This is a genomic window from Proteus sp. fly-1089 (assembly GCF_040138965.1).
Taxonomy (GTDB): domain Bacteria; phylum Pseudomonadota; class Gammaproteobacteria; order Enterobacterales; family Enterobacteriaceae; genus Proteus; species Proteus vulgaris_B.
On record NZ_JBEETS010000008.1, the window covers coordinates 136,135 to 162,548 of the forward strand.

Sequence of the window (26,414 nt, forward strand, 5' to 3'; positions counted from 1 at the left end):
GTTTATGAAAAAAAATGTACGATAATGATGAACTGGTAAAAAATATGCGTACAATGGTATTGTTGAATCAATTCAGCATTTGCGATATCGGAAAATAACACCAGATAAGCCGATATTGAAATAAAAAGTTATTCCAACAATTTTGCAATAATTACATCGAATAAGAATCAGAGGTAATCATGGTCAATGGGATCAAAAGAATTGGGGTTTTAACAAGTGGTGGTGATGCACCCGGAATGAATGCCGCGATCCGTGGTGTTGTTCGTGCCGCACTAAGTGAAGGTTTAGAGGTCTATGGGATTTTTGATGGCTATATGGGGCTATATGAAAATCGCATGAAAAAACTCGACCGTTTTAGCGTGTCAGATATGATCAACCGTGGTGGTACATTCCTTGGTTCTGCTCGTTTCCCTGAATTCCGTGAAGACAATGTGCGTGCTGTTGCCATCGATAACATGAAACAAAATGAGCTTGATGCTTTAGTTGTTATTGGCGGTGATGGTTCTTATTTAGGTGCGAAAAAATTAACGGAAGCTGGTTTTCCTTGTATCGGTTTACCCGGCACAATCGATAATGACGTAGCCGGTACTGATTACACCATTGGTTATTTCACGGCGTTAGAAACGGCAGTTGAAGCAATCGACCGTTTACGTGATACTTCAACGTCTCACAAACGTATCTCTATCGTAGAAGTGATGGGCCGTTATTGTGGTGACTTAACCTTGTCTGCGGCAATTGCAGGTGGATGTGAATTTGTTGTTCTACCTGAGGCAGAATTACCGTTTAATCGCGATGAGCTACTGGCGGAAATCAAAGCAGGTATTGAACGTGGTAAACGCCACGCAATCGTCGCAATCACAGAACACGTTTGTGATGTGCATGAATTAGCTCGTTTTATTGAAGCTGAAACTAAACATGAAACACGTGCAACAGTATTAGGTCATATTCAACGTGGTGGTTCCCCTGTTGCTTACGATCGTATTTTAGCCTCACGTATGGGTGCTTATTCTGTACAACTGCTATTAGAAGGTTACGGCGGTCGTTGTGTTGGTATTCAAAATGAAAAACTGGTTCACCATGATATTATTGATGCGGTTATGAATATGAAACGTGTCTTTAAAGCTGATTGGTATGAAACAGCGAAAAAACTCTATTAATCAATAGTGTTATCGTAATACCCTAGCCTTTCTGAGTACTATCCTTATTCGTGAACTACTCTGATACATGTTGTCTCCGTGTCAGAGTAGTTTCTCGAGTGAAAACATTTCATTTAATAATCTTATTCTCCATCAACATTGCCTAACATCCCTTGTATAGATAGTTATATTCCTGTTGTGTATATCAATCGGCTTTTTGTTATTTCATCGTTATAAAACTTTCTGTCAGCCTAGCTAAATATTTAACGATAGGGGATGGAGCGATATGTTTAAACAATGGGGTTTATTATCAACGACTTTAGTTGCATTGCTTTTTTCTAATAATTTATGGGCTAAAGATATTCAGTTATTAAATGTTTCTTATGATCCGACAAGGGAGCTTTATCAACAATATAACCAAGCATTTAGTCAATATTGGGAACAGAAAACGGGAGATAGAGTCACTATTCGTCAATCGCATGGTGGATCAGGAAAACAAGCCACGTCAGTTATTAATGGTATTGAGGCTGATGTTGTGACATTAGCTCTTGCCTATGATATTGATGCAATTGCACAAAGAGGAAGCATTGATAAGCAATGGATAACACGACTACCTGATAACTCCGCACCTTACACTTCAACGATTGTTTTTCTGGTGAGAAAAGGAAATCCTAAGCAGATAACGGATTGGAATTCACTGATAAACCCCGGTGTTTCCATTATTACACCTAACCCTAAAACTTCTGGTGGTGCAAGATGGAACTATCTTGCCGCTTGGGGATATGGGTTAAAAGCTAATCATCAAGATAGCGAAAAAGCAAAAGCATTCGTGAAAGCACTTTATCAGCAAGTTGAAGTGTTAGATTCAGGAGCGCGAGGCGCAACCAATACATTTGTTGAACGGGGTATTGGTGATGTATTGATTGCATGGGAAAACGAGGCATTATTGGCAATTAATGAATTAGGTGCCGATAAGTTTGAGATTATTACACCTTCGGTTTCTATTCTTGCAGAGCCTACGGTATCTGTAGTGGATAAAATTGTTGATAAACGAGGAACACGAGAAATTGCCACAGCATATTTAGACTATCTTTACTCACCACAGGGACAAGAGATTGCAGCAAAAAACTATTATCGCCCTAGAGATAAAGTGATTGCTGAGAAATACCAGAACAGTTTCCCAAAACTCGAACTATTTACGATTGATGAGGTTTTTGGTGATTGGCAATCAGCACAGAAAATACATTTTGCGACAGGTGGTGTGTTTGATGAAATAAGTCGTCGTTGATATGTCATAAAGCAAAAACAAAAAAATCACCTTCTGGTTTTATATTCAGCAAGGTGATTTTCTTTATTTTTTTATCTATTAAAGGCGTAAGCCTGAAAGATAAAAATTATTTTTTCGCTTTTGCTTGTGCTGCTGCTTTAACGATAACGGCAAATGCATCAGCTTTCAGTGAAGCGCCACCGACTAATGCGCCATCAATGTCTGGTTGACCAAACAGTTCAGCTGCATTTTTATCGTTAACAGAGCCACCATATTGGATGATAACTTGTTCAGCGATAGCGGCATCTTTCTTCGCGATATGATCACGAATAAATTTATGAACAGCTTGCGCTTGTGCTGGAGTTGCAGATTTACCGGTACCGATAGCCCAGATTGGTTCATAAGCAATAACCGCATCTTTAAATGCAGCTGCACCATGAGCATTTAAAACAGCATCAATTTGGCGAGCACAGACTTCTTGCGTTTTACCCGCTTCGTTTTCTGCTTCAGTTTCACCAATACATAATACTGGCGTTAAACCTAGCTCTTTTAATACGCCGAATTTTTGAGCGATAAACTCGTCAGATTCTTTATGATAAGTACGACGTTCAGAGTGACCAATGATAACGTATTTAACATCAACGTTTTTCAGCATTTCTGCTGAAGTTTCACCAGTAAAAGCGCCCGATAAGTTAACACCTGTATCTTGAGCACCTAATGCAATACGGCTTCCACCAATCTCATGGCGTGCTTGGCATAGGTAAACTGCGGGTGGTGCGATAGCAACATCACAACCTGCAACACCGCTAACTTCTTTACGTAGTGCAGCAATTAATTCATGAACCATATGAATGCTGCCGTTGAGTTTCCAGTTACCCATGACTAATGGATGGCGCATAACTTTTCCTCCAACCGAGTGGTTTAAATTTAGTTTGCTAATAAACATGAATTCTGTTGATACACAACAGTATAGAGAACAATGAATAGAATAGCTTTGTTTTTTATCACGGAATAGCTGAAACGATCTTGCTGTTTAAAGAAAGCTTAATCGGTTCAATGGCAAAGGTTGTTAATTGTTCACCTTCATGCGCAATAATATAGCGGATTGCGCCAACATTATGGCTTACATAAGCCGGAGTTTTGTTTTTAAATGCAAATAAATCGAGAACTTCTTGAATTTGTGTAGGCGTTATTGAAGGGTCAAATTGAGCGATCAAAGTCATAATATATTGTGTGGTGAACTCACGGTTCATTTTTTCTAATTCAGGTGAGTCTGGTGTGTGGATAAGCGTCAGTTGTAGGCTTTTAATTTTCTCACTACCACGTTCTAATATTGCTGAAGAGTAAAGATAAGGTGTAATACGAGTTGCGGCTCTGACAAGCGGAATGGCAATATCGTGATTAGTGATAATTTTATATTCATTAAGCGAGAGCAATGGATTTTGTTGGTTGAATTTTGCTCGTAGCTCCGGGATCGTTATCTCAAAAACGGGTGCATCCTGTTTAAGATAGGCGATATCATCTTTAGTGGGCTGCTTTTGTGCGACAGATATCCCTGTTGCAAAAACAGTAGTTGGCAAACAAAGAGCAATGCTTATGATTATCAGGTATAACGTAGAAAGTGTACTTTCTTTTATCATCTGTCCTCCGTTTGTCAGTGCTGTTATTGACTAGTCTGTATTATTTGATACTAAATGGACAGTGTAATTCACACATTAAGTAAATTATTGAGAATTTATGACCTTACAACATTGGGCATTTTCATTCAAAGGGCGAATTGGACGCCGTGATTTCTGGGCAGGTTTAGGTGCTTGTTTTGCTCTTTTTTTAGGCCTTTTTATTATCAATGATATGATTTATCCATTACCTGCTATTGTAACGTGGATATTGATCTTCTTTATTCTGTATCCTTTATGTGCGATTTTTACTAAAAGACTCCATGATAGAAATAAAAGAGGAATATGGCTTTTATTGCTTTTACTTGCCGTGATGCTGGGACTGGCTGATACAAGCAGTTTAGAACCTTTTTGGCAATGGGCGATGGGGCGTTTTCTTCCTTCCTTTATTGGGATGATTATGTTGCTTGATTGTGGTGTATTTATTGGCAATCAAAGTGAAAACTACTTTGGTAAACACACAGAGCAAGTGAATTACCGTCGCTGGCGTTAATCCTTTTTATTAAAATAAATCAGATAAGGGCAAAAGAGAAAATTGCCCTTATTTATTCTTCTGTTCATATTACCAATATTGTTCACTGGTGATATGCCCCGGTTTACGTCGTAAGTGTTTACGCATTTCTCGTTGTTCTTTTAATAGTTGCTGGGTATCTCTTACCATTTGTGGGTTACCACATAACATAATATGGCTCTCTTCTGGGGAAATGGTTAAGCCTACCGTTTTTTCTAAGGCGCCACTTTCAATTAATGCAGGGATACGACCTGTTAATGAGCCAATATGATTTTCACGGCTAACAATAGTTTGAATACGTAATTTCCCTTGGTAACGCTCAACGAGTTTTTCCATTAAAGGGAGATAACTTAAGTCATTAGCATATCGAACTGCATGAACAAGAACGATATTTTCAAATCTATCCAGATCTTGGCCTAATTGTAAAATTGATAAAAAAGGCCCTATGGCTGTTCCTGTAGAAAGCATCCAAAGTGTATTGGTGCTAGGAACTTCTTCTAATACAAAAAAGCCACTAGCTTGTTCTGTGACAAGTAATTCATCCCCTATTTCTAGAGCACTTAATTTAGGACTTAATTTTCCTTCGGGTACAGTCACCAGATAAAATTCTAAGTTAGGATCATTCGGCGCATTCACATAAGAATAGGCACGTTGCACTCGTTCGCCATCAATATCTAATGCTAATTTTGCAAATTGCCCCGCTGTAAATTTATCAACAGGGGCATTTACAACAAGACTTATTAACGTGTCAGTCCAGCGATTAACTTGGATAACTTTTCCATTCACCCAATTTGCCATAGAGGTTATCTCCTTACGATAAATGCGTTTATGTCGCTTATTCATTCTAAATAGGAAGCGATTTTTTATTTATCAAGATGATGTGGTGATGTTATTTAACTGAAATTTTGTCAATGAATGACACAATATGTACATTTATATTGACAACTATGGTGTTTTTCTCTGACATTAGGCGGTGTACAAAAATTGCTGACTATCTCGCAAATTTCTACAAATTTGTTAACTTAGTCTCATTCTTAAAAGGTGCATATTTTGCAGAGTTTATTTTTATAAATTCTCTGTAGCGTACGCCTGTCCGTTAATTTATTTATTTGAAATTCCTGAGCAAAGAAAAGAAATGAGAAAGTTAGAGCATGCAAATCTATTATTATTGATAATTGCACTGGTTGCTGTGGGTCAAATGACGCAAACCATCTATGTTCCAGTGATTGCGGATATGGCGGTTTACTTTGGTGAGCCGACAGGTGCTGTACAGCAAGTAATGGGCGCTTATCTTTTTTCTTATGGTTTTTCACAGCTCATTTATGGGCCTATCTCCGATAAAGTAGGGCGTCGTCCTGTTATTTTAGTCGGGATGACGATTTTTTGTTTATCAACACTGGTAGCGATTTTTTCACAAAATTTAACCACGCTGGTTATTGCAAGTACCTTACAAGGGATGGGAACAGGTGTGGCTGGTGTCATGACGCGTACTCAACCTCGTGATTTATATACAGGTACGGCATTACGTTACGCCAATAGTTTGTTAAACATGGGGGTTTTAGTTAGCCCATTATTAGCGCCGATGATTGGTGGTGTTGTCGCTCACTTCTTTGGCTGGCATGCGTGTTATATCTTCTTATTATTATTGGGAAGTAGTGTTCTTTTTTGTATGTATCGTTGGATGCCCGAAACTCGCCCAGTACAAGTTGAGAAACGTAAAATGCTGTCCTCATTTTACTTGCTACTTTCCAATAGTACCTTCAGTGCATTTTTGATTATGCTAATTTGTGCATTATCAGGTATTGCGGTTTTTGAGGCATCAAGCGGTGTCTTAATGGGCGGAGTATTAGGCTTAAATAGTATTACTATCAGTATATTATTTATTTTACCGATCCCTGCCGCATTCTTTGGGGCTTGGTATGCTGGTCGTGAAGGTAAAACCTTTGTGCAATTGATGTGGCACTCTGTTTTTTGTTGTTTATCAGCCGGTATTTTAATGTGGCTCCCCGGTTGGCTAAATATCATTAATATTTGGACTCTTCTGGTACCTGCCGCACTATTTTTCTTTGGTGCTGGTATGTTATTTCCATTAGCAACAACGGGTGCAATGGAGCCATTTCCGTATTTAGCAGGCTCTGCGGGTGCTCTGGTGGGTGGATTACAAAATGTGGGATCAGGTGTTGCAACATGGTTTTCAGCCTTATTACCACAACACAATCAATTTAGCTTAGGTATGATTATGTTTGCTATGTCAGTGGCTATTATGCTTTGTTGGCTTCCTTTGGCTCACCGTTTTAGCCATGAAGAACATACTATTTAGATCATTAGCGTAGTAAATTAAATAAAAAATGCCGAGAATAGAATTTCTCGGCATTTTGGTTTTGTAGCCTAGGCTACATCTCTCTCAACTTTTAAATTATTAACCGCGATCTTCCCATTCTTGTGCTCGGGCAACGGCTTTTTTCCAACCATTGTAACGATAGTTACGTTCAGTGGTTTCAATACCAGGGCGGAATTCTTTATCAATCGCCGCTTTATTTTTAACTTCTTCTAAATCATTCCAGAAACCAATAGCAAGACCCGCAAGGAATGCCGCACCTAATGCTGTACTTTCACGGACAACAGGACGTTCAACACGAGTGCCTAAAATATCAGACTGGAATTGCATCAAGAAGTTATTGGCAACCGCACCACCATCAACACGCAATGATTGTAAACGTGCACCGGAATCGGCTTGCATTGCATCTAAAACATCACGTGTTTGGTAAGCGATAGATTCTAAGGTTGCACGAATAATATGATTACGGTTAGCACCACGGGTTAAACCAAAGATAGCACCGCGGGCATACGGATCCCAATATGGTGCGCCTAAGCCGGTAAAGGCAGGAACAACATAGACACCATTAGTATCGTTAACCTTAGTTGCAAAGTATTCAGAGTCAGTTGCTTCATCAATGAGTTTTAACTCATCACGTAGCCATTGAATGGATGCACCACCAACGAATACGGCACCTTCTAATGCATAGTTCACTTCGCCACGAGGGCCACAGCAGATAGTTGTTAACAAACCATGATTAGAGCGAACAGCTTCTGTACCTGTATTCATCAGTAAGAAGCAGCCTGTACCATAGGTATTTTTCGCCATACCACTTTGTACGCAAAGTTGACCATAAAGTGCAGCTTGTTGGTCACCTGCCATACCCGCGATAGGAATACGAGTACCCCCTTTACCACCAATGTTGGTTTGGCCATAAACTTCTGAAGATGGCACCACTTTTGGTAACATATTGCGAGGAATATCCAGCAGATCGAGGATTTTCTGATCCCAATCTAAAGAGTGGATGTTAAATAACATGGTACGTGAAGCGTTAGTGAAATCGGTAACGTGAACACGACCTTGTGTCATTTTCCAAACTAACCAAGTATCGACAGTACCGAATAACAACTCGCCATTTTCTGCTTTTTCACGCGCACCTTCGACGTTGTCGAGGATCCATTTTAATTTTGTACCAGAGAAATAGGGGTCAACCATTAAACCAGTATTTTGACGAATATATTCTTCAACACCTTCTTTATCTTTTAAGCGGGTACAGAAATCGGCAGTACGACGACATTGCCATACAATTGCGTTATAAACAGGTTTACCCGTTTCTTTATCCCATACAATGGTGGTTTCACGTTGGTTTGTGATACCAATACCCGCTACATGATCAGATGGAATATCTGCTTTTGCTAATACTTCAACTAAGGTTGCACTTTGTGTTGCCCAAATTTCCATTGGATCATGTTCAACCCAGCCTGGCTTAGGATAAATTTGAGTGAATTCGCGTTGTGAGATACTGACGATATTTGCATCGTGATCAATAACTACGGCACGTGAGCTGGTTGTACCCTGATCAAGTGCAACAATGTATTTTTTTTCGCTTGATGTATTTGTTTCTGTTGTCATGTTAGTAACCTGTTCTGATAATCAACAATCTTGCTCTAAGTATTATTTATCGTCTTCAATTTTGCAGGTATCGCAAGGTAAGTGACGGCCAATTAATTTACGGTAAGCCAATGCACCCAAGATACCACCGATAAATGGAGCAATCATTGGAACTAAGAAATAAGGAATATCACGTCCACCAGTCAGTGCAATATCACCCCAGCCAGCAAAGTACGCAACCAGTTTCGGACCAAAGTCACGGGCAGGGTTTAGGGCGAATCCGGTTAATGGACCAAATGCACCACCAATAACAGCGATTAAAATACCGATTAATAGAGGGGCCAAAGGACCTTTAGGAACCCCGTTACCGTCATCAGTAAGTGCTAAAATTAAGCCAACTAAGATAACGGCGATAATAATTTCGACAACAAAGGCTTGTGCAACAGAAATTTGAGCTGCGGGATAAGTAGAGAATACACCGGCAGTGAAGAGACTTTCTTGTGAGCCTCTGACAATGCCATTAACTTGTTCGTAGTCGAGAAAAACGCTGTAGTACATAAAGTAAACAACAGCGGCAGCAAAGAAGCCACCTAGCATTTGTGCAATGATATAAGGAATAACTTTTCTGCGCTCAAAGCAGGCAAACAACCAAAATGCAACGGTAACAGCAGGGTTCAGGTGAGCACCAGATGTGCCCGCGGTAAGATAAACGGCTAAGGCAACACCCAGCCCCCAGATAATACTTATCTCCCAAAGACCTAGCTGAGCACCAGCGATACGTGCTGCTGCAACACAACCAAGGCCGAAGAAGACTAGCAATGCGGTTCCGATAAACTCAGAAAGACATTGACCTGTAAGAGAGGTTTTCGTCTGGCTCATATATTCTATCCTGAAAGAGGGTTATTTATTGTTAGTATTCTTTTCGAATTGAAAAGATAACTGTAAATTTATCGTTAATGAGCGTAAACGAGAATAAGCGAAATTGAAATTTGTGTGTCTCATCAAGAAAATGAGTGAAAACGCTCTTAATTAGTGACTTGTTCGACATTTGTAATGTGATCTGACCAGTGTTTTTGATAAATTGAAAAAAGAATGTAATTCCACGGAAGATGCTAGACAGTTGTTGATAGGCTACTTACAATCGGAAGTATCGATTATATGGGGGATTACAGTATGTCATTTGAAGTTTTCGAAAAGTTAGAATCAAAAGTACAACAAGCTATTGATACCATCACGTTATTACAGATGGAAATTGAAGAGCTAAAAGAAAAAAATGATGCGCTGAACCAAGAAGTTCAAGCAACTAAAGGATCGCAAGAAGCGCTTGTTCGTGAAAACGAAGAATTGAAACAAGAGCAATCAAGCTGGCAAGAGCGTTTACGCGCCTTGTTAGGCAAAATGGAAGATGTACAATAATTGTCTTTGTTTTGTCTCTGAAGCCTAAAAACAAAAGCCACCAGACGGTGGCTTTTGTATCTTAAATCATAAGAAAGCAGATAAAAGTAAAATTATTCTTCAATTAAATCTTCATCTAAGCCTAAAGGCTCTTCTGATAAGATGATCCCTGTGTTATCGGCATAAAGATAATCACCAGAGAAGAATGTAACACCGCCAAAATTGACGCGGATATCACTTTCACCAATACCTTCACTTGGGCAACCTGCGGGTATTGCCGCCATGGCTTGAATACCTAAATCAAGCTCTGATAATGCGTCAACTTGACGCACTGCACCGTAAACCACAATACCTTCCCATTCATTAGAAACGGCAAGTTGTGCGAGTTCAGCATCAATTAAGGCTTTACGTACAGAGCCACCGCCATCGACTAAAAGAATACGGCCTTTGCCATTTTCTTCAAGTAAGTCATAAAGCAGGCCATTATCCTCAAAACATTTCACGGTGATGATTTGCCCACTAAAGGCACTTTGACCACCAAAGTTTGAGAAAAGCGGTTCTACGACATTGATATCTTCTTGATAGATATCACAGAGTTCAGAAGTATCATATTTCATAGGAGATTACGTCAGGTTGCCACAGGAAAAGCCAGTATATCCCTTAACAGGGGCTGTTGGCAAAAGACTCACTGAAAATTCAGTGAGTCAAATCAACAATCGGGCTAAATTATTCTAAAACTAAACCTAAAGAGAAGAGCACGTTAGTGAGTAGTGCTGCTTTTACCATATGTTCAAGTAAAGGGCGCATCGCTTCACCAGAATGATCGGCATTAACACGTTTAATATGCAATAAAAGCATTGGTGTTGCGAGTAAGAATAGCCATGCTGTCCAGCGGTGCATATACAAAAGCGTGAAGATAATTAAGCAAGCAATAGAGAGAAAAATGACACAGGTATGGTAAGTTCGTGAGCCAGCAGGGCCTAAGCGAACGGCTAATGTATTCTTACCCGCTTGGATATCACTTTCTAAATCGCGCATATTGTTAATGTTTAGAACGGCGACAGACAGTAAACCACAGGCTGTAGCTGGAAGTAGGGTGACAATATCGAAGGTGTTAGATTGTAAGTAATAAGTTCCGATGACACTTAGCCAACCAAAGAATATTAAGACAGAAATATCACCTAATCCCATATAGCCATAAGGGCGTCGGCCTACGGTATAGGTAATGGCTGCGACAATGGCGAGTAATCCCATCACTAAGAAGCCAATAGCGTCTTCTGGCTTTTTACAGGCGACAATAATCAGTGCAATACCACAGATACAGGAAATAATAACATTAAGGATCAGCGCTTTTTTCATTTGAGCTGCTGTTATTACGCCTTTTTGCATTCCACGAAGTGGCCCTAAACGCTCTTCTGTATCAGTGCCTTTTACTGCATCACCGTAGTCATTAGCAAGGTTTGATAGAATTTGTAATGTGCCCGCTGTCAAAATAGCAAGCAGTGCAATAGGTAGCTCAAAATGCCCCATCCAATACGCTAATGCGGAACCAGTCACAATGGCAATTAACCCTAAAGGCAGTGTTTTGGGTCGTAAACTTTCAAGCCAGGCTTGAGTCCGGCTAGTGGAATTTAGAGAGCTCATGCTGAAATTCGATACTCATGTTCGTTGTTATTATAAAAATAAGAATGGGAGGCAAGCCTCCCACGTAAATATTGCTGATAAGGATCGCACAAGTTGATTATAAAATAAATCGACTCAGATCTTCATCTGCTACAAGCTCATCCAGATGCTGTTTCACATATTCTGCATCAATCAATATAGATTGGCCTTGTCGTTCGCTTGCATCGTAGGAAATTTCTTCCATTAAGCGTTCTAAAACAGTATGTAAACGACGAGCACCGATATTTTCGGTTGTTTCATTTACACGCCATGCTGATTCAGCAATTTTGCGAATACCGTCTTCAGTAAAGCTAATAGAAACCCCTTCGGTTGCCATTAAAGCTTCATACTGTTTTGTTAACGATGCATTAGGCTCTGTAAGAATACGCTCAAAATCTTCTGCTGTCAGCGCTTGAAGTTCAACGCGAATTGGCAGACGTCCTTGCAACTCAGGAATTAAATCAGAAGGACTGGAAACTTGGAAAGCACCTGACGCAATAAACAGGATATGGTCTGTTTTTACCATACCGTGTTTTGTTGAAACTGTACAACCTTCAACCAGTGGTAAGAGGTCACGTTGTACACCCTCACGAGAAACGTCAGGGCCAGAACTTTGACCGCCACGTTTACAGATTTTGTCTACTTCATCAATAAAGACAATACCGTGTTGTTCTACTGCATCAATAGCTTGTTGTTTAAGCTCTTCAGGATTAACTAATTTAGCGGCTTCTTCTTCAACAATCAGCTTAAACGCATCTTTGATTTTCATCTTACGCGCTTTTTGTTTTTGCCCGGCTAAATTTTGGAACATAGATTGTAATTGATTTGTCATCTCTTCCATTCCTGGAGGAGCCATGATTTCAACACCCATTGGTGTTGCAGATAATTCAATTTCAATCTCTTTATCGTCTAATTGACCTTCGCGTAATTTTTTACGGAAAGATTGACGAGCGGCTGAAGGTTCAGAGGCTTGCTCTGTGACACCCCAGTTATTTTTCGCAGGTGGAATAAGTGCATCAAGAATGCGTTCCTCAGCCATTTCCTCAGCACGGAAACGATTTTTATCAATCGCTTGGCTACGCACCATTTTGACCGCAGAGTCGGTTAAGTCACGGATAATAGAATCAACTTCTTTACCCACATAACCCACTTCTGTGAATTTAGTTGCTTCTACTTTGATGAAAGGTGCATTGGCTAATTTTGCTAAACGACGTGCAATTTCAGTTTTACCCACACCAGTAGGGCCAATCATCAGAATATTTTTAGGTGTTACTTCATGGCGCAGCGCTTCGTCGAGCTGCATACGACGCCAGCGGTTACGTAGGGCAATTGCCACAGCACGTTTCGCTTTGTCTTGACCAATAATAAATCTATCAAGTTCGCTGGCTATTTCGCGAGGAGTCATTTCAGACATGCTCTCAAATCCTTACTCTTTTGAAGAGAGTTCTTCAAAGTTGACATTATGGTTAGTGTAAATACAGATATCTCCAGCGATACTCAGCGCTTTTTCAGCGATTTCGCGTGCAGAAAGTTCAGTATTTTCTAGCATAGCTCTTGCCGCTGCTTGTGCATAAGGGCCACCAGAACCGATAGCAATTAAATCGTTTTCTGGTTGAACAACATCACCATTACCCGTGATGATAAGGGATGTGTTTTCATCCGCAACAGCAAGTAGCGCTTCTAATTTGCGTAGCATTCTGTCTGTACGCCAATCTTTTGCTAGCTCTACCGCAGCTTTGGTTAAATGCCCTTGGTGAAGTTCTAATTTGCGTTCAAACAGTTCAAAAAGAGTAAAAGCATCAGCAGTGCCGCCAGCAAATCCCGCAATGACCTTGTCGTTATAAAGACGGCGTACTTTGCGAACATTGCCTTTCATGACGGTATTACCCATCGTCGCCTGTCCATCACCACCGATTACAACTTGGCCCTTACGGCGAACACTTACGATTGTAGTCATGAGTCAGCCCCTGGTTTAATCAATAAAAATGAGACGGGAAGTAGCTATATTTGAAATACAGCACTGCCCGTAATGTGAATTAGAATTATAGGTGGGGGAGAAAATTTATTTTTCAACCCCCAGAAGAGCGAAGAATACAACCTGATACGCCAGCACCGGCGGCTTGTCTACTTACTGAATTGGCTTGTTCTTTACTGTAAGGGCCTGATAATACGCGTATCCAGCCATCATTGCCTTTTGTTACTCGACTTTCAACGCCAGAAAAAGCCAGTGTTGCTCTTACTGATTCAGCTTGCTCTGTCTTTTTAAATGAGCCACATTGCACTAAAAATTTTGCTTCAATAACAGCAGGTTTAGGCGGTGTAACAACAGTAGGTGCAGGCGCTTGCTCTGGTTGAGCCTGTGTTGGTTGTTGAACAACAGAAGGCTGGGGTGTTGCTGGTGGTGTTACTATCACTTGCGAGCGCGGAACTTCCCCATTGTAAGGGACTTCGGGTAACTGAACAGCAGGTTGACGTTTATCTGCTTCAATTTGTTGTAAAAATCGCAGCTGCTCAGGTGAAAGTGTTGCTTTCGGATTAATCTGGCTACCTGAAGAGGGCGATTCGGGCAATAAAGGTGTGCCCACCTGACGATTTTCCAGTTCTTTAATGTACTGCCAACGCTCTTGCGGTTTAGGCGGTAAACTATTCGCTGGATGCTGCCCAGTGATTGCTGGTTCTGTTTCTACGGCTTCTTTTTTATTATGCGTAATAAAATAGAGGCCGCCGATAAACAGCGCCACAATTGCGATTGCCGTGATAAGTGTTGTTAAAGGCAACCCTTTAGCAGCCTTTTTACTTTTACTTTTCGTTGTTTTTTTGCGACGAGCAGATGTCTGCCCTCGTCCCACATAGTCTCGTTGTGCCACAGTTCGATTCGCTGATAATTAAAGGAATTGGTATCACGAACGATATGTTACTTAACATAGTGTGTTTTGCCTAGCTTTTAAGCTGACAGACACTATCTCTTATAATTAGCTCGCAATCTAATAAACGAGAACCTGGTGCAACAGGTCTACCTTGTAATTGATCGAGCAATAACAACATAGATTGACGTCCAATTTCATAACGAGGTTGTTCCATTGTAGTTAGTGCGGGTTCGCTATAACGTGTGATATCAAGGTTATCAAAACCAATTACAGAGAGATCTCTTGGTAGCTCCAATCCTAATTTTTTAGCCTGCCACATCACACCAATTGCCATAATATCGCTATGGCAAAATACGGCTGTCGGTGGTTCAGGTAAAGAAATTAGCTTTTTCAGACTTTCTGCACCGCTTTCATGGGTAAAATCACCACGAATAATATAATCTTCACGTAAAGGTACACCTGTTCTACGCATTGCTTGAATATAGCCTTGCAAACGATAACGGCATAAAGGCATATCTTCAGGACCTGTAATACAAGCAATACGCTTATGCCCCATTTGTTGTAAATAGTGCGTTGCTCTAAAAGATGCAGTGAGATTATCGATATGAACAGTAGGTAATTCGAGCTCAGGCGCAAATTCATTCGCCATAATCATTGGAGGCAAATTTTTTTGCTCTTCTTTGGAAACATCAAAAGGAATATGTGAACCAAGAAGCAACATACCATCAATTTGTTTGGTGATAATGAGATTAATAAATGCATTTTCGTGTTTTTGCTGATGTTTACAATCACCAATAAGAACGAGATAACCATGTTGTGCCGCAGTTTCTTCAATGCCACACACAACATCAGTAAAAAAAGGATCACTGATGTTAGGGACGATCACAAGGATCGTTTTTGACTCATTGCGCTTAAGATTTTTTGACAGGTTATGTGGGTAATAGCCCACGTCAAGAACAGCCTGTTCAACTTTCTGGCGGGTTTGTGAGGATACTTTTTCCGGATTCATTAAAGTACGTGACACAGTTGCTGTGGACACGCCGGCTGCAAGGGCAACATCTTTCATTGTTGCTTGCGTATTATCTTTATTATTCTGTTGCAAACCCCATACCTCCCTTTTGGATGGTTTAGTTAAACGATTGCTTTTTTATTTGCAAAAAAACCGCCGGTGTTCAAAAAAAGATTTTATCGACGGTTTTAATTCGAGAAATATTCTAAATTGTTATTCTACCCGCTTTTTAAATAGATACTGTTACCTAGTTTGCATAAAAAGTGTGATACCAATCGTTTTTATGAGTTAGTTCGCAAAATTGATAAATAGTCTTGAACTGTAACTAGTATTTAATCAGAATTTTATTATCAACATAAATGTGGCTAAAATATATTCAAATAGATATAAATAGACGATCAACAATCTGTTGGGTCAACATCAATATTCCATTTTACTTTCTTACTTTCAGGTAAAGCCACAATTTGATGATAAGTGACAGACATTAATTTTTGTAAATAACCCCGCGAAGGATGTTGTAGTAATAATTGCCAACGATAGTTCCCTCCACGTTTAGCTTGAATAGCAGGAACAGGCCCCATAACCCATAAATGGGGATCTCGCATTGGGTGCTGTTCAAAAAACTGTTTGAGTTGCCGTAAAAATTGAGGCGCACGTTGGTTATTATGATCTTCTGAACGGATCATTATATGGCTGGAATAAGGCGGTAAGAAGGTGGCTTGTCGCTCTTGTAAGGCTTCTTTGGTAAAAGCATCATAGCCTTTCTCTAATAGCGTTAATAAAAGTGGGTGATCAGGTTGGTGAGTTTGTAAATATACGGCGCCTTGCTTACCTGCTCGGCCAGCACGACCTGATACTTGTGTATAAAGCTGGGCAAAGCGTTCGGCCGCGCGAAAATCACTGGAGAACAGAGCGCCATCAACATCCAATAAAGCCACTAAAGTCACATCCGGAAAATGATGCCCTTTGGCTAGCATTTGTGTACCAATAAGAATGCGGGAGCCACCTTGGTAAATATCTTCAAGTTGTTGCTCTAAGGCCCCTTTACGGCTGGTGGTATCCTTATCAATTCGTGTTACAGGCGTATCAGGAAATAACTCACCAATCCCTTGCTCAAGTTGCTCTGTTCCTAACCCTACAGGCATTAAATTAGTTGAACCACATTGTGGGCATTGCGCTGGAATTCGTCGTTGACTATCACATTGATGGCAACGCAACATGCCATGTTTTTGATGTAGTGTGTAATAGTGATCACAGCGAGGACATTCTGCTATCCACCCGCATTCATGGCATAACAATGCGGGTGAAAATCCGCGACGATTTAAAAAGAGCATGGCTTGGTTTCCTGCATTCAGATGCTCTTTTATCGCTTTAATAAGAATAGGAGACAGCCCTGTTGTAAGTGGTTGTCCTTTTAAGTCAATCAAGTGTTCGGTTGCTGGCTTCGCATTGCCTGCTCGTTGGGTGAGTGTTAATTGCTGATATTTCTTTTGTTCAACATTAAAACTGGTCTCAATTGATGGCGTTGCTGTTCCCATCACAATAGGAATATTTTCTTGTTTTGCACGGAATACCGCTAAATCACGAGCATGGTAACGCCAACCATCTTGTTGTTTATAAGAGCCGTCGTGCTCTTCATCGATAATAATAATACCAAGATGTTGAAAAGGAGTAAGAAGTGCTGAACGTGTGCCAATAATAATTGCATTATCACCACGCTTGGCTCGTAACCAAACGGCTAAACGTTCTGTATCATTTAATCCAGAATGTAAAACATCTACAGGGGCATTAAAACGGGCTTTAAAACGACGAATAGTTTGAGGTGTTAAGCCAATTTCAGGTACTAGAACTAAGGCTTGCTTACCTTGTGCGAGAATTTTTTCTAATACACTTAAATAAACTTCTGTTTTGCCTGAACCAGTGATCCCTAATAATAACCAAGGTGAGAATTGATCAGCTTGAGCCGTAATGGCACCAACCGCGATAGCTTGTTCAGTATTTAATTTAAATCGTTCGCCTTGCACTGCAAAATCATTGTGCCAATGTATGGGGGCCGGTTGTATTGGGCGTAAGTCTGCAAACTCTTTCTTCTTTAGGTTATTGAGTGTTGCCGTGGTGATATCGAATTCATCAAGCTGGTGACGATATAAAGGTGTACGACGAAGTGCTGCTAAGGCTTGTTGTTGTTTTTTCGCCCCTTTTAAACTGTTAAGGTCGAGATTAGCTCCCTCTTCTGTGGCATACCATTGCCATAATGGAGTAAATTCAGCCGGTTTGCCTTGTCGTAATAAAATAGGCATGGCATGAAATAATACTTCTCCTAAAGGGTAGTGATAATATGCGGAAGCCCAATTTAACATATCCCACAGTACACCCGGGAAGAGTGTTTCAGTGTCGAGAATTTCCTCAATAGGTTTTAGCTTTTCGATAGGAAACTCACTATGTGTGCTGAGCCCTTTGACAATGCCAAGAGAACGGCGTTTATTCCCAAAAGGAACAATCACCCGACTGCCAATAACAGGCGCATTGATCTCTTCTGGTAACAGATAATCAAAGGAGGAGAACAGTGGTACAGGTAAAATTACCTGAACTATAGTCATATCAGGGTTTCCGAGTGTTTTAGCGAAAAGGTAGCGTTAAGAATATCACAAAAAGTGTGCAGATTTCATTGCGCGTTTAGTGGATATTCTGTATGATCCGCCCCCTTTGGTAGATAAATTACCAGACACTTAATTTCAATCAACACGACGTGTGGTGTTCGGCTGTGGGCTGAATGGCGACACGGCCTTAGTAGAGGTTTTCCATGCAAAAAGATATCCATCCTAAATACGAAGAAATTACTGCATCTTGTTCTTGCGGTAACGTTATGAAAATCAACTCCACAGCAGGTCACAACCTGAATCTGGACGTTTGTGATAAATGCCACCCATTCTATACTGGTAAACAACGTGATGTTGCAACCGGTGGTCGTGTTGATCTGTTCAACAAACGTTTCAAAATCCCAGGCAGCAAATAAGATATTTGTTGTCACAAGATATCAGCAAAGTCTAATATCTTGCGGACAGTTTGGAATTGAAAAAAAGCCCAAAGTTTTTGCTTTGGGCTTTTTTGTTCGTGTTAATCAAGCAATAAGTCAAAAAATTGACGCTGATTAATACTCCCAAGTATCGGGATCAACCCCGCGCTGGCGCATTATTTCTTTTGCCTCTTCAGGGATTTCATCGTTACGTTCTTTACGTAAGTCTTCATCATTTGGGAGAGGCTGTCCGGTAAATGCGTGCAAAAATGCTTCACACAATAATTCACTATTGGTTGCATGTTTTAGGTTATTAACCTGACGGCGAGTGCGTTCATCAGTCAAAATTTTTAACACTTTCAAAGGAATTGAAACTGTAATTTTTTTTACTTGCTCACTCTTTTTGCCATGCTCAGCGTAAGGGCTGATATATTCACCGTTCCATTCAGCCATGGATTACCTTAATTAATATCATTTAGTTGAAGTCAGAATAGGGGAAAACCCACATTCTGATGGGCGATGCCAGTTTATCATGACTTTTCTAAAACCACCGACTCTTCTGACTGAAGATGAGAGAAAAAGCAATTATCACTGGCGATATCCTTAATTCATGTATTATTCCATTACTTAATCTATCCGTAAAGGAGTTTAGATGTCTAGATGTGTTGACGTCTTGGTGTCTAATTGGATATGCTGTTGTCGACTTTCCCACTTATCTCTGTGACAAGGTGCCTGTATGACGAAGAAAACAGCAACAATTGCTATCCATAATGGGCTAAATGAAGACTCACAATTTGGTTGTGTAGTACCGCCTATCTATCTTTCTAGTACCTATAATTTTTTAGAATTTAATCAGCCTCGCGAACATGATTATTCTCGCCGTGGCAATCCCACTCGCGATATGGTGCAAAAAGCATTAGCTGAGCTAGAAGGTGGTGTAGGCGCAGTTGTCACAAGTAGTGGAATGTCAGCAATTCATTTAATTTGCACGGTTTTTCTTAAACCAGGTGATGTCATTGTTGCACCTCATGACTGTTATGGGGGGAGTTATCGTCTGTTTAATAGTCAACAAGAACGTGGCGCTTATCGTGTCATTTTTGTTGATCAAAATGATGATGTCGCATTACAACAAGCTTTAACTCACAAGCCTAAAATTGTTTTTATTGAGACTCCTAGCAACCCATTACTGAGAATAACGGATATTCGAAAGATCAGCGAATTGGCTCATCATCAAGGAGCTTTAGTGGTGGCGGATAACACTTTTATGAGTCCTATTTTGCAAAAGCCACTAACATTAGGCGCAGATATTGTTGTGCATTCCTGCACAAAATACCTTAACGGGCATTCTGATATTGTGGCAGGTGTTGTTATCTGTCAGAGTCAGAAACTGCTTGAGGAGTTAAGCTGGTGGGCAAATAATATCGGTGTTACATCTGGCGCGTTTGATAGCTATTTATTATTACGAGGTATAAGAACACTCGTGCCGCGAATTCGACTTCAACAAGAAAATGCGCAGACATTAGTGGCATTTTTACAGACACAACCTTTAGTCGAGAAAATATATTACCCCGCACTGGAAAATCATGCAGGCCATCAAATAGCAAAAAAACAGCAGCAAGGTTTCGGTGCGATGTTAAGTTTTGAGTTAAAAGGCGGATTGGCAGTGATTAAACTCTTTTTATCTCAATTAACACTCTTTACACTGGCAGAATCTTTAGGTGGGGTAGAAACCTTAATTTGTCACCCTGCCACGATGACACATGCAGGCATGTCAGAAGAGGCGAAAATAACAGCAGGAATAAGTTCCTCATTACTTCGTATCTCAGTAGGCATTGAAGATAGTCAGGATTTAATTAACGATTTGCAAAGTGCGTTTGATGCAGCAACTAAAAGGTAACCATGGATCATGAGCGTAGTGGCAATTAAACAACAGGCGGAACCGATTTGCCGCCAGTTACATAAATTCGGTGGTAGCAGTCTTGCAGACATAAAATGTTATCAACGTGTCGTGAATATCATGACAAACTATAGCCAACCTAATGATCTTATGGTTGTTTCAGCAGCAGGTTCAACAACTAATCAGCTAATTAGCTGGCTCAAACTAAGTCAAAGTGATCGCATTTCAGCGCATCAAGTTCAGCAAACATTACGACGTTACCAATTATCCTTAATCGAAGGACTTCTTTCAAAAGAGAATGCCGAACTTCTTTCTCAATCCTTTATTGCTGATCTCGAACGTTTGAGTTATTTGCTTGATAAGCCTATTACAGATGCGACTTATGCCGAAGTTGTCGGTCATGGTGAAATTTGGTCTGCGAAATTAATGGCAAAATTACTGACTGAACAAGGTTTACCGAGTGTTTGGTTAGACGCTCGTGAATTTCTGTGTGCAGAAAGAGCCGCACAACCTCAAGTAAACGAAACGTTATCTCGACCATTATTGCAATCACTATTAGCCAAGCATCCTGAAAGCCGTTTTGTAGTAACGGGTTTTATTAGTCGTAACCAACAAGGTGAAACCGTTTTACTGGGTCGTAACGGTAGTGACTACTCAGCGACACAAGTCGGTGCGTTAGCTGATGTCGGAAAAGTAACCATTTGGAGTGATGTTGCAGGGGTATATAGCGCTGATCCACGTAAAGTTAAAGATGCCTGCTTATTACCTTTATTACGCTTAGATGAAGCCAGTGAATTGGCGCGTTTAGCCGCTCCAGTTTTACATACACGGACATTGCAACCCGTGTCAGGTAGTAACATTGATTTGCAACTTCGTTGTAGTTATCAACCAGAGCAGGGTTCTACTCGCATAGAACGTGTCTTAGCATCAGGAACTGGCGCTAAGATAGTCACAAGCCATGACGATGTTTGTTTAATTGAGCTACAACTCTCTTCTCATCAAAATTTTGAGCAAGTAGCAAAAGAAGTTGATGAATTGCTTAAGCGTGCGCAAATTCGTCCTTTAGCAACGGGTGTGGATAAAGATAGCCAACTTTTACAACTTTGTTATACCAGTGAAGTGGCTAACAGTGCGTTAGATGTATTACAAGATGCAGTTTTGCCGGGTAAATTACATTTACGTGAAGGGTTTTCTTTAGTGGCGTTAGTTGGGGCCGGTGTGTGTAAAAATCCACTGCATTGCCACCGTTTTTATCAGCAACTTAAAGATCAACCGGTTGAATTTATTTGGCATGCTGAAGATAACATCAGCTTAGTTGCTGTATTGCGCAATTATACTGAGCATCTATTACAAGGTTTACACCAAACATTATTTAGAGCTGAAAAACAAATTGGTTTAGTGCTGTTTGGTAAAGGCAATATTGGCTCTCGTTGGTTAGAGCTTTTTGCTCGAGAACAAGAGCCGTTATCCGCACGCAGTGATTTTGAATTTATTCTTGCTGGTGTCGTTGATAGCCGCCGTAGTTTACTTGATTATCAAGGCATTGATCCTAGTCGTGCCTTGGCTTTCTTTGATGAAGAAGCAACAGAACATACTGAAGAATCACTTTATCTTTGGATGAGAGCACACCCTTATGATGATTTAGTGATTGTTGATATTACAGCGAATGAGTCCCTTGCTGCATCTTATGAAGATTTTGCCAGCTATGGTTTTCATGTTATTAGCGCTAATAAAATTGCAGGCTCTGCATCAAGTTTGCGCTATCGCACCACACGAGACGCCTTCTCTAAAACTGGCCGTCATTGGTTATATAACGCCACTGTAGGCGCAGGTTTACCAATTAACTATACAGTGCGCGATTTACGTGAAAGTGGCGATTCTATTTTATCAATTAGTGGTATTTTTTCAGGTACATTATCGTGGTTATTCTTACAATTTGATGGCTCTGTGCCATTTAGTGAATTGGTAGAACAAGCATGGCAACAAGGATTAACAGAGCCTGATCCGCGAATTGATTTATCAGGACAAGATGTAATGCGTAAGCTGGTTATTCTTGCTCGTGAAGCGGGTTATGACATTGAGCCAGAGCAAGTACGAGTTGAATCTTTAGTGCCTGTACAAGCTGAAACAGGGTCGCTAGAAGAGTTCTTTGATAACAGCGCGTTGATCAATGAGCAGATGGCACAGCGATTAGCCGCAGCAAATGAAATGGATATGGTATTGAGGTATATCGCGCGTTTTGATGCCAATGGAAAAGCCAAGGTGGGTGTGGAAGCAGTGAGAAAAGATCATCCACTGGCATCATTGTTACCTGGAGATAATTTGTTTGCGATTGAAAGTCGTTGGTATCGTGATAACCCATTAGTCATAAGAGGGCCGGGAGCAGGAAGAGATGTGACCGCTGGCGCAATTCAATCAGATTTAAACCGTCTTTCTCAATTACTATAATTTAATTATTTCTTTTTTATGAAGGTTATCAGCGAATTATTTTATGCTGATAACCTTTTGTCATTTTTGTGTCATATCACTCAATTTTTTTTAATTCTTTGGCTATACTTGAAGTATCTCTAGTCACAAAGGAGCGATTGATGTCAAAAGTAGTAAGACATATTGTCCCACTAAGAAATGAAATGACGGAGGTGAACCATCAAGCTAAAGAGAACTATTGTCAGTAGCTCATGATGTGAAATTTAAGCGTCTTGAGTGGAAGTTGAAGTACAGTTACAACGTATTTGAACGTTATTAAGAGTACAATTCGATTTACCACGTATTTTACAACAGACAATTTAATTTACTGAAAAAATAATTCGTTATTCTTAATTTAAAGCGCTGACTTTTCAGCGCTTTATTCGTTTTTATCTTATGAAAGTTTTAATCGGAAAATTTAATCGAGTAAAAATGTAAAAGATAAGGAAATAAAGAGATGAGATAGCGCTATTGGCTATAACACATCAGAGAAATAAGCTAAAAAGCAAAAACAGACCAGACAAATTATCAATATTAAAAAAAATCATCTAAATTTTTCGCCAGATAAATTTTCATATATTCTCTCCTTTCTAGTAAAAAACTCTTCTTAGTAGATAAGAAACGAAAAAATGTCCTTATTCTTGGCAAAATTGAGCCAAAACAACACGAATATTAGCCATTCTTATAAGACTAAAGTCGTAATTAAATTTCAGAAAAATCCCCCAAAACGATTATTTTCTGATATGAATAGTAGGCTAAGTAAAAAAAGCAGTGTGGCTTATCACAAAAATCAAAATAAAGTCACATTAGAAATGAAAGTTAATTACACAACTGGGAGGACATGACTTTTCTAATAGGAAGATGCATGTTGTTACCGCCACAAAGACAAGGTCAGGAGTCTCATGAATCAACAATATTCTGCTATGCGTAGCAATGTCAGTATGCTTGGCAAGCTACTTGGAGATACAATAAAAGAAGCACTTGGTGAAGAAATTTTAGATAAGGTTGAATCTATTCGAAAATTATCTAAATCATCACGAGCGGGTAATGAAGTACAGCGACAAAAGCTGTTACTCACGTTACAGAATCTCTCTAATGATGAATTATTACCTGTTGCTAGAGCATTCAATCAATTCTTGAACCTGACGAATGTAGCCGAACAATACCATAGCATTTCACCTCATGGTGAAGCTGCGAGTAATCCGGTGGCATTGGCAAAATTAATCTCTCGACTGAAAGATAAGAATTTTACGGACGCACAATTAAAAGAAGCCGTAGAACAAATCTCTATTGAACTGGTATTAACGGCGCATCCAACTGAAATTGCACGTCGTACACTGATCCATAAGCTGGTTGAAGTGAATACTTGTTTATCTCAACTCGACCATGATGATTTAGCCGATTATGAACGCACGAATATTATGCGTCGCTTACGCCAGTTAGTTGCTCAATCATGGCACACAGATGAAATTAGAAAAATCCGTCCAACGCCAATTGATGAAGCAAAATGGGGTTTTGCTGTTGTTGAAAATAGTTTATGGGAAGGCGTGCCCGCTTTCTTACGTGAATTTAATGAACAGCTTAAAGAATCGATAGATTACAACTTACCTGTAGAAGCCTCACCTATTCGTTTTACATCATGGATGGGAGGAGACCGTGATGGTAACCCAAACGTTACAGCTGAGATCACACGCCACGCCTTACTATTAAGCCGTTGGAAAGCCGCTGATTTATTCTTAAATGATATCCAAGTCCTTGTTTCAGAACTTTCGATGACAGAAAGTACACCTGAATTACGTGAATTGGCGGGTGGTGCTGATGTTGCAGAGCCTTATCGTGAAATTGCTAAACAGTTACGCACTCGCTTACAAGTGACTCGTGATTATTTAGAACAACGTATTAAAGGCCAACAATCTTTACCACCTGAAGGGCTATTAATTGATAATGCAGAGCTTTGGGAACCACTGTATGCGTGTTATCAATCGCTGACTCAGTGCGGTATGCGTATTATTGCCAATGGGCAACTGTTGGATACATTACGTCGTATCCGTTGTTTTGGCTTACAACTGGTTAAACTGGATATTCGCCAAGAAAGTACCAATCACACGGAAGCGCTCTCTGAATTAACACAATATTTAGAGTTAGGCGATTATGCAACTTGGTCGGAAGAACAAAAGCAAACATTCTTACTAGAAGAATTAAACTCTAAGCGTCCTCTTATTCCTACAAATTGGCAGCCTAGTGCTCCGACACAAGAAGTATTTGAGACTTGCCGTGTTATTGCACAATCACCAAAAGATTCTATCGCGTCTTATGTTATCTCAATGGCAAAAGTGCCTTCTGATGTATTAGCAGTAAAACTTTTATTAAAAGAAGCGGGTGCGGATATTCGCTTACCTGTTGCTCCGTTATTTGAAACACTTGAAGATTTAAATAACGCTGAAAGCGTGATGACGCGTTTGTTTGATATTCCGTGGTACCGCGATTTAATTGATGATAAGCAAATGGTGATGATTGGCTATTCAGACTCTGCAAAAGATGCAGGTGTGATGGCTGCGTCATGGGCACAATATCGTGCTCAAGATTCGTTGATCAAGCTCTGTGAAAAATCAGGTGTAACATTAACACTATTCCATGGACGTGGCGGTACTATTGGTCGTGGCGGTGCACCAGCTCATGCAGCATTACTTTCTCAACCACCCGGAAGCCTGAAAGGTGGCCTGCGTGTAACTGAGCAAGGTGAAATGATCCGCTTTAAGTTTGGTTTGCCACAAGTGACAATTAGTAGCCTTGCTCACTATGCTGGTGCGATTTTAGAGGCGAATTTACTGCCACCACCAGAGCCCAAAGCCCCTTGGATTGAAGTGATGGATTCATTGTCTGACGTTTCTTGTGCAATGTATCGTGATTATGTTCGAGGGCAAGAAGACTTTGTGCCTTACTTTAGGGCGGCAACCCCAGAAGGGGAATTAGGAAAATTACCTCTTGGCTCACGTCCTGCCAAACGTCGCCCAACGGGCGGCGTTGAAACATTACGTGCTATCCCGTGGATCTTCGCGTGGACACAAAATCGCTTAATGTTACCTGCTTGGTTAGGCGCTGGTGCTGCATTACAGCATGAAATCGATAGCGGAAAACAAACGGTATTAGACGATATGTGTGAGAACTGGCCGTTCTTCAATACACGTATTGCTATGTTGGAAATGGTGTATGCCAAAGCAGATTTATGGTTAGCGGAATATTATGATCAACGTTTAGTTGAAGAGCGTTTATGGCCATTAGGAGCGAAATTACGCCAACAACTTTCTGATGATATTAAGAGTGTCTTGGCAATTTCAAAAGATGAGCATTTAATGGCGGATTTACCATGGGTAGCGGAATCTATTGCACTACGTAATGTGTATACCGATCCATTAAATGTACTTCAGGCTGAGTTATTACAGCGCTCTCGTACTCATAGCGAGTCTGATCCCCGTATTGAACAAGCGCTAATGGTGACGATTGCCGGTATTGCAGCGGGTATGCGTAATACTGGTTAGTGCTGAGCGAATTAAAAATGAAAAACAGCGCTTAATTAGGCGCTG

The 26,414-nt window shown here is 40.3% G+C and carries 22 protein-coding genes; 9 read left to right on the forward strand and 13 right to left on the reverse strand.

Features of this window, described 5'->3' with window-relative positions:
• The first annotated feature begins 179 nt into the window (after positions 1 to 179).
• Together pfkA and ABN080_RS16105 are read left to right on the forward strand one after the other, a co-directional pair.
• Entirely contained in the window at positions 180 to 1,157 is a 978-nt protein-coding gene (pfkA, locus tag ABN080_RS16100; RefSeq protein WP_072070638.1) for a 6-phosphofructokinase, read from the forward strand.
• 265 nt (positions 1,158 to 1,422) lie between these two features.
• On the forward strand, positions 1,423 to 2,424 hold the full coding sequence (locus tag ABN080_RS16105; protein WP_196554608.1) for a sulfate ABC transporter substrate-binding protein: 1,002 nt from the start codon (positions 1,423 to 1,425) through the stop codon (positions 2,422 to 2,424).
• Positions 2,425 to 2,530: 106 nt separating this feature from the next.
• On the opposite strand, the gene tpiA is transcribed toward ABN080_RS16105, so the two are convergent.
• Positions 2,531 to 3,301: a triose-phosphate isomerase gene (tpiA, locus tag ABN080_RS16110; RefSeq protein WP_069366847.1), complete on the reverse strand. Its 771-nt coding sequence runs from the start codon at positions 3,299 to 3,301 to the stop codon at positions 2,531 to 2,533.
• Between the two features lie 106 nt (positions 3,302 to 3,407).
• Complete coding sequence (locus tag ABN080_RS16115; RefSeq protein ID WP_196554607.1) at positions 3,408 to 4,043, reverse strand: DUF1454 family protein; 636 nt, start codon at positions 4,041 to 4,043, stop codon at positions 3,408 to 3,410.
• A gap of 97 nt (positions 4,044 to 4,140) precedes the next feature.
• On the opposite strand from ABN080_RS16115, the gene ABN080_RS16120 reads away from it, so the two are divergent.
• Positions 4,141 to 4,572 (forward strand): DUF805 domain-containing protein, encoded by a 432-nt coding sequence (locus ABN080_RS16120; protein WP_196554606.1) that lies wholly within the window; start codon positions 4,141 to 4,143, stop codon positions 4,570 to 4,572.
• Between the two features lie 69 nt (positions 4,573 to 4,641).
• Here ABN080_RS16120 and fpr read toward each other — a convergent pair whose 3' ends face one another.
• Positions 4,642 to 5,388 carry a ferredoxin--NADP(+) reductase gene (gene fpr / locus ABN080_RS16125; protein ID WP_349439611.1) on the reverse strand — a complete coding sequence of 249 codons (747 nt, stop codon included), beginning with the start codon at positions 5,386 to 5,388 and terminating at the stop codon, positions 4,642 to 4,644.
• Positions 5,389 to 5,725: 337 nt separating this feature from the next.
• Here fpr and emrD point away from each other — a divergent pair, with 337 nt between their 5' ends.
• The gene (gene emrD / locus ABN080_RS16130) at positions 5,726 to 6,910 is read left to right on the forward strand and encodes a multidrug efflux MFS transporter EmrD (protein ID WP_072070633.1); all 1,185 of its coding nucleotides are present in this window, start codon (positions 5,726 to 5,728) and stop codon (positions 6,908 to 6,910) included.
• Positions 6,911 to 7,009: 99 nt separating this feature from the next.
• Here emrD and glpK read toward each other — a convergent pair whose 3' ends face one another.
• Entirely contained in the window at positions 7,010 to 8,539 is a 1,530-nt protein-coding gene (glpK, locus tag ABN080_RS16135) for a glycerol kinase GlpK (RefSeq protein ID WP_115351274.1), read from the reverse strand.
• Positions 8,540 to 8,581: 42 nt separating this feature from the next.
• Positions 8,582 to 9,397 carry an MIP/aquaporin family protein gene (locus tag ABN080_RS16140; protein ID WP_349441513.1) on the reverse strand — a complete coding sequence of 272 codons (816 nt, stop codon included), beginning with the start codon at positions 9,395 to 9,397 and terminating at the stop codon, positions 8,582 to 8,584.
• Between the two features lie 294 nt (positions 9,398 to 9,691).
• On the opposite strand from ABN080_RS16140, the gene zapB reads away from it, so the two are divergent.
• Entirely contained in the window at positions 9,692 to 9,934 is a 243-nt protein-coding gene (gene zapB, locus ABN080_RS16145; RefSeq protein ID WP_072070630.1) for a cell division protein ZapB, read from the forward strand.
• Positions 9,935 to 10,026: 92 nt separating this feature from the next.
• Here zapB and rraA read toward each other — a convergent pair whose 3' ends face one another.
• The 7 genes from rraA to priA form a co-directional block, all read right to left on the reverse strand.
• Positions 10,027 to 10,530: a ribonuclease E activity regulator RraA gene (gene rraA, locus ABN080_RS16150; RefSeq protein ID WP_072070629.1), complete on the reverse strand. Its 504-nt coding sequence runs from the start codon at positions 10,528 to 10,530 to the stop codon at positions 10,027 to 10,029.
• Positions 10,531 to 10,639: 109 nt separating this feature from the next.
• Positions 10,640 to 11,557, reverse strand: coding sequence for a 1,4-dihydroxy-2-naphthoate polyprenyltransferase (locus tag ABN080_RS16155; RefSeq protein WP_349441514.1), 918 nt, complete (start codon positions 11,555 to 11,557; stop codon positions 10,640 to 10,642).
• Positions 11,558 to 11,654: 97 nt separating this feature from the next.
• Positions 11,655 to 12,989, reverse strand: a complete 1,335-nt coding sequence (gene hslU, locus ABN080_RS16160) for an ATP-dependent protease ATPase subunit HslU (protein WP_072070627.1) — start codon at positions 12,987 to 12,989, stop codon at positions 11,655 to 11,657.
• 12 nt (positions 12,990 to 13,001) lie between these two features.
• The gene (hslV, locus tag ABN080_RS16165) at positions 13,002 to 13,532 is read right to left on the reverse strand and encodes an ATP-dependent protease subunit HslV (RefSeq protein WP_006534149.1); all 531 of its coding nucleotides are present in this window, start codon (positions 13,530 to 13,532) and stop codon (positions 13,002 to 13,004) included.
• A gap of 112 nt (positions 13,533 to 13,644) precedes the next feature.
• Positions 13,645 to 14,442 (reverse strand): SPOR domain-containing protein, encoded by a 798-nt coding sequence (locus ABN080_RS16170; protein ID WP_196554603.1) that lies wholly within the window; start codon positions 14,440 to 14,442, stop codon positions 13,645 to 13,647.
• Between the two features lie 70 nt (positions 14,443 to 14,512).
• Positions 14,513 to 15,544, reverse strand: coding sequence for a DNA-binding transcriptional regulator CytR (gene cytR / locus ABN080_RS16175; protein WP_072070625.1), 1,032 nt, complete (start codon positions 15,542 to 15,544; stop codon positions 14,513 to 14,515).
• A gap of 305 nt (positions 15,545 to 15,849) precedes the next feature.
• Positions 15,850 to 18,051 (reverse strand): primosomal protein N', encoded by a 2,202-nt coding sequence (priA, locus tag ABN080_RS16180; RefSeq protein WP_349441515.1) that lies wholly within the window; start codon positions 18,049 to 18,051, stop codon positions 15,850 to 15,852.
• A 203-nt stretch (positions 18,052 to 18,254) separates the two neighbouring features.
• On the opposite strand from priA, the gene rpmE reads away from it, so the two are divergent.
• A complete protein-coding gene (gene rpmE / locus ABN080_RS16185; protein ID WP_006534140.1) occupies positions 18,255 to 18,467 on the forward strand; it encodes a 50S ribosomal protein L31 in 213 nt (70 codons plus the stop codon).
• Positions 18,468 to 18,602: 135 nt separating this feature from the next.
• Here rpmE and metJ read toward each other — a convergent pair whose 3' ends face one another.
• Positions 18,603 to 18,920 (reverse strand): met regulon transcriptional regulator MetJ, encoded by a 318-nt coding sequence (gene metJ, locus ABN080_RS16190; RefSeq protein WP_006534139.1) that lies wholly within the window; start codon positions 18,918 to 18,920, stop codon positions 18,603 to 18,605.
• Positions 18,921 to 19,203: 283 nt separating this feature from the next.
• Between metJ and metB the strand changes: the two genes are divergently transcribed.
• The 3 genes from metB (at position 19,204) to ppc (ending at position 26,369) form a co-directional block, all read left to right on the forward strand.
• On the forward strand, positions 19,204 to 20,364 hold the full coding sequence (gene metB / locus ABN080_RS16195; protein WP_349441516.1) for a cystathionine gamma-synthase: 1,161 nt from the start codon (positions 19,204 to 19,206) through the stop codon (positions 20,362 to 20,364).
• 9 nt (positions 20,365 to 20,373) lie between these two features.
• Positions 20,374 to 22,812, forward strand: a complete 2,439-nt coding sequence (locus tag ABN080_RS16200) for a bifunctional aspartate kinase/homoserine dehydrogenase II (protein ID WP_197269682.1) — start codon at positions 20,374 to 20,376, stop codon at positions 22,810 to 22,812.
• 920 nt (positions 22,813 to 23,732) lie between these two features.
• Positions 23,733 to 26,369 (forward strand): phosphoenolpyruvate carboxylase, encoded by a 2,637-nt coding sequence (gene ppc / locus ABN080_RS16205; protein WP_164525832.1) that lies wholly within the window; start codon positions 23,733 to 23,735, stop codon positions 26,367 to 26,369.
• Positions 26,370 to 26,414 lie beyond the last annotated feature (45 nt).

What these genes read in the sequence shown, in the direction of transcription:
- pfkA (WP_072070638.1), top strand. Translation starts at nt 180, where the DNA reads ATGGTCAATGGGATCAAAAGAATTGGGGTTTTAACAAGTGGTGGTGAT.
- ABN080_RS16105 (WP_196554608.1), top strand. Translation starts at nt 1,423, where the DNA reads ATGTTTAAACAATGGGGTTTATTATCAACGACTTTAGTTGCATTGCTT.
- tpiA (WP_069366847.1), bottom strand. Translation starts at nt 3,301, where the DNA reads ATGCGCCATCCATTAGTCATGGGTAACTGGAAACTCAACGGCAGCATT.
- ABN080_RS16115 (WP_196554607.1), bottom strand. Translation starts at nt 4,043, where the DNA reads ATGATAAAAGAAAGTACACTTTCTACGTTATACCTGATAATCATAAGC.
- ABN080_RS16120 (WP_196554606.1), top strand. Translation starts at nt 4,141, where the DNA reads ATGACCTTACAACATTGGGCATTTTCATTCAAAGGGCGAATTGGACGC.
- fpr (WP_349439611.1), bottom strand. Translation starts at nt 5,388, where the DNA reads ATGGCAAATTGGGTGAATGGAAAAGTTATCCAAGTTAATCGCTGGACT.
- emrD (WP_072070633.1), top strand. Translation starts at nt 5,726, where the DNA reads ATGAGAAAGTTAGAGCATGCAAATCTATTATTATTGATAATTGCACTG.
- glpK (WP_115351274.1), bottom strand. Translation starts at nt 8,539, where the DNA reads ATGACAACAGAAACAAATACATCAAGCGAAAAAAAATACATTGTTGCA.
- ABN080_RS16140 (WP_349441513.1), bottom strand. Translation starts at nt 9,397, where the DNA reads ATGAGCCAGACGAAAACCTCTCTTACAGGTCAATGTCTTTCTGAGTTT.
- zapB (WP_072070630.1), top strand. Translation starts at nt 9,692, where the DNA reads ATGTCATTTGAAGTTTTCGAAAAGTTAGAATCAAAAGTACAACAAGCT.
- rraA (WP_072070629.1), bottom strand. Translation starts at nt 10,530, where the DNA reads ATGAAATATGATACTTCTGAACTCTGTGATATCTATCAAGAAGATATC.
- ABN080_RS16155 (WP_349441514.1), bottom strand. Translation starts at nt 11,557, where the DNA reads ATGAGCTCTCTAAATTCCACTAGCCGGACTCAAGCCTGGCTTGAAAGT.
- hslU (WP_072070627.1), bottom strand. Translation starts at nt 12,989, where the DNA reads ATGTCTGAAATGACTCCTCGCGAAATAGCCAGCGAACTTGATAGATTT.
- hslV (WP_006534149.1), bottom strand. Translation starts at nt 13,532, where the DNA reads ATGACTACAATCGTAAGTGTTCGCCGTAAGGGCCAAGTTGTAATCGGT.
- priA (WP_349441515.1), bottom strand. Translation starts at nt 18,051, where the DNA reads ATGACTATAGTTCAGGTAATTTTACCTGTACCACTGTTCTCCTCCTTT.
- rpmE (WP_006534140.1), top strand. Translation starts at nt 18,255, where the DNA reads ATGCAAAAAGATATCCATCCTAAATACGAAGAAATTACTGCATCTTGT.
- metJ (WP_006534139.1), bottom strand. Translation starts at nt 18,920, where the DNA reads ATGGCTGAATGGAACGGTGAATATATCAGCCCTTACGCTGAGCATGGC.
- metB (WP_349441516.1), top strand. Translation starts at nt 19,204, where the DNA reads ATGACGAAGAAAACAGCAACAATTGCTATCCATAATGGGCTAAATGAA.
- ABN080_RS16200 (WP_197269682.1), top strand. Translation starts at nt 20,374, where the DNA reads ATGAGCGTAGTGGCAATTAAACAACAGGCGGAACCGATTTGCCGCCAG.
- ppc (WP_164525832.1), top strand. Translation starts at nt 23,733, where the DNA reads ATGAATCAACAATATTCTGCTATGCGTAGCAATGTCAGTATGCTTGGC.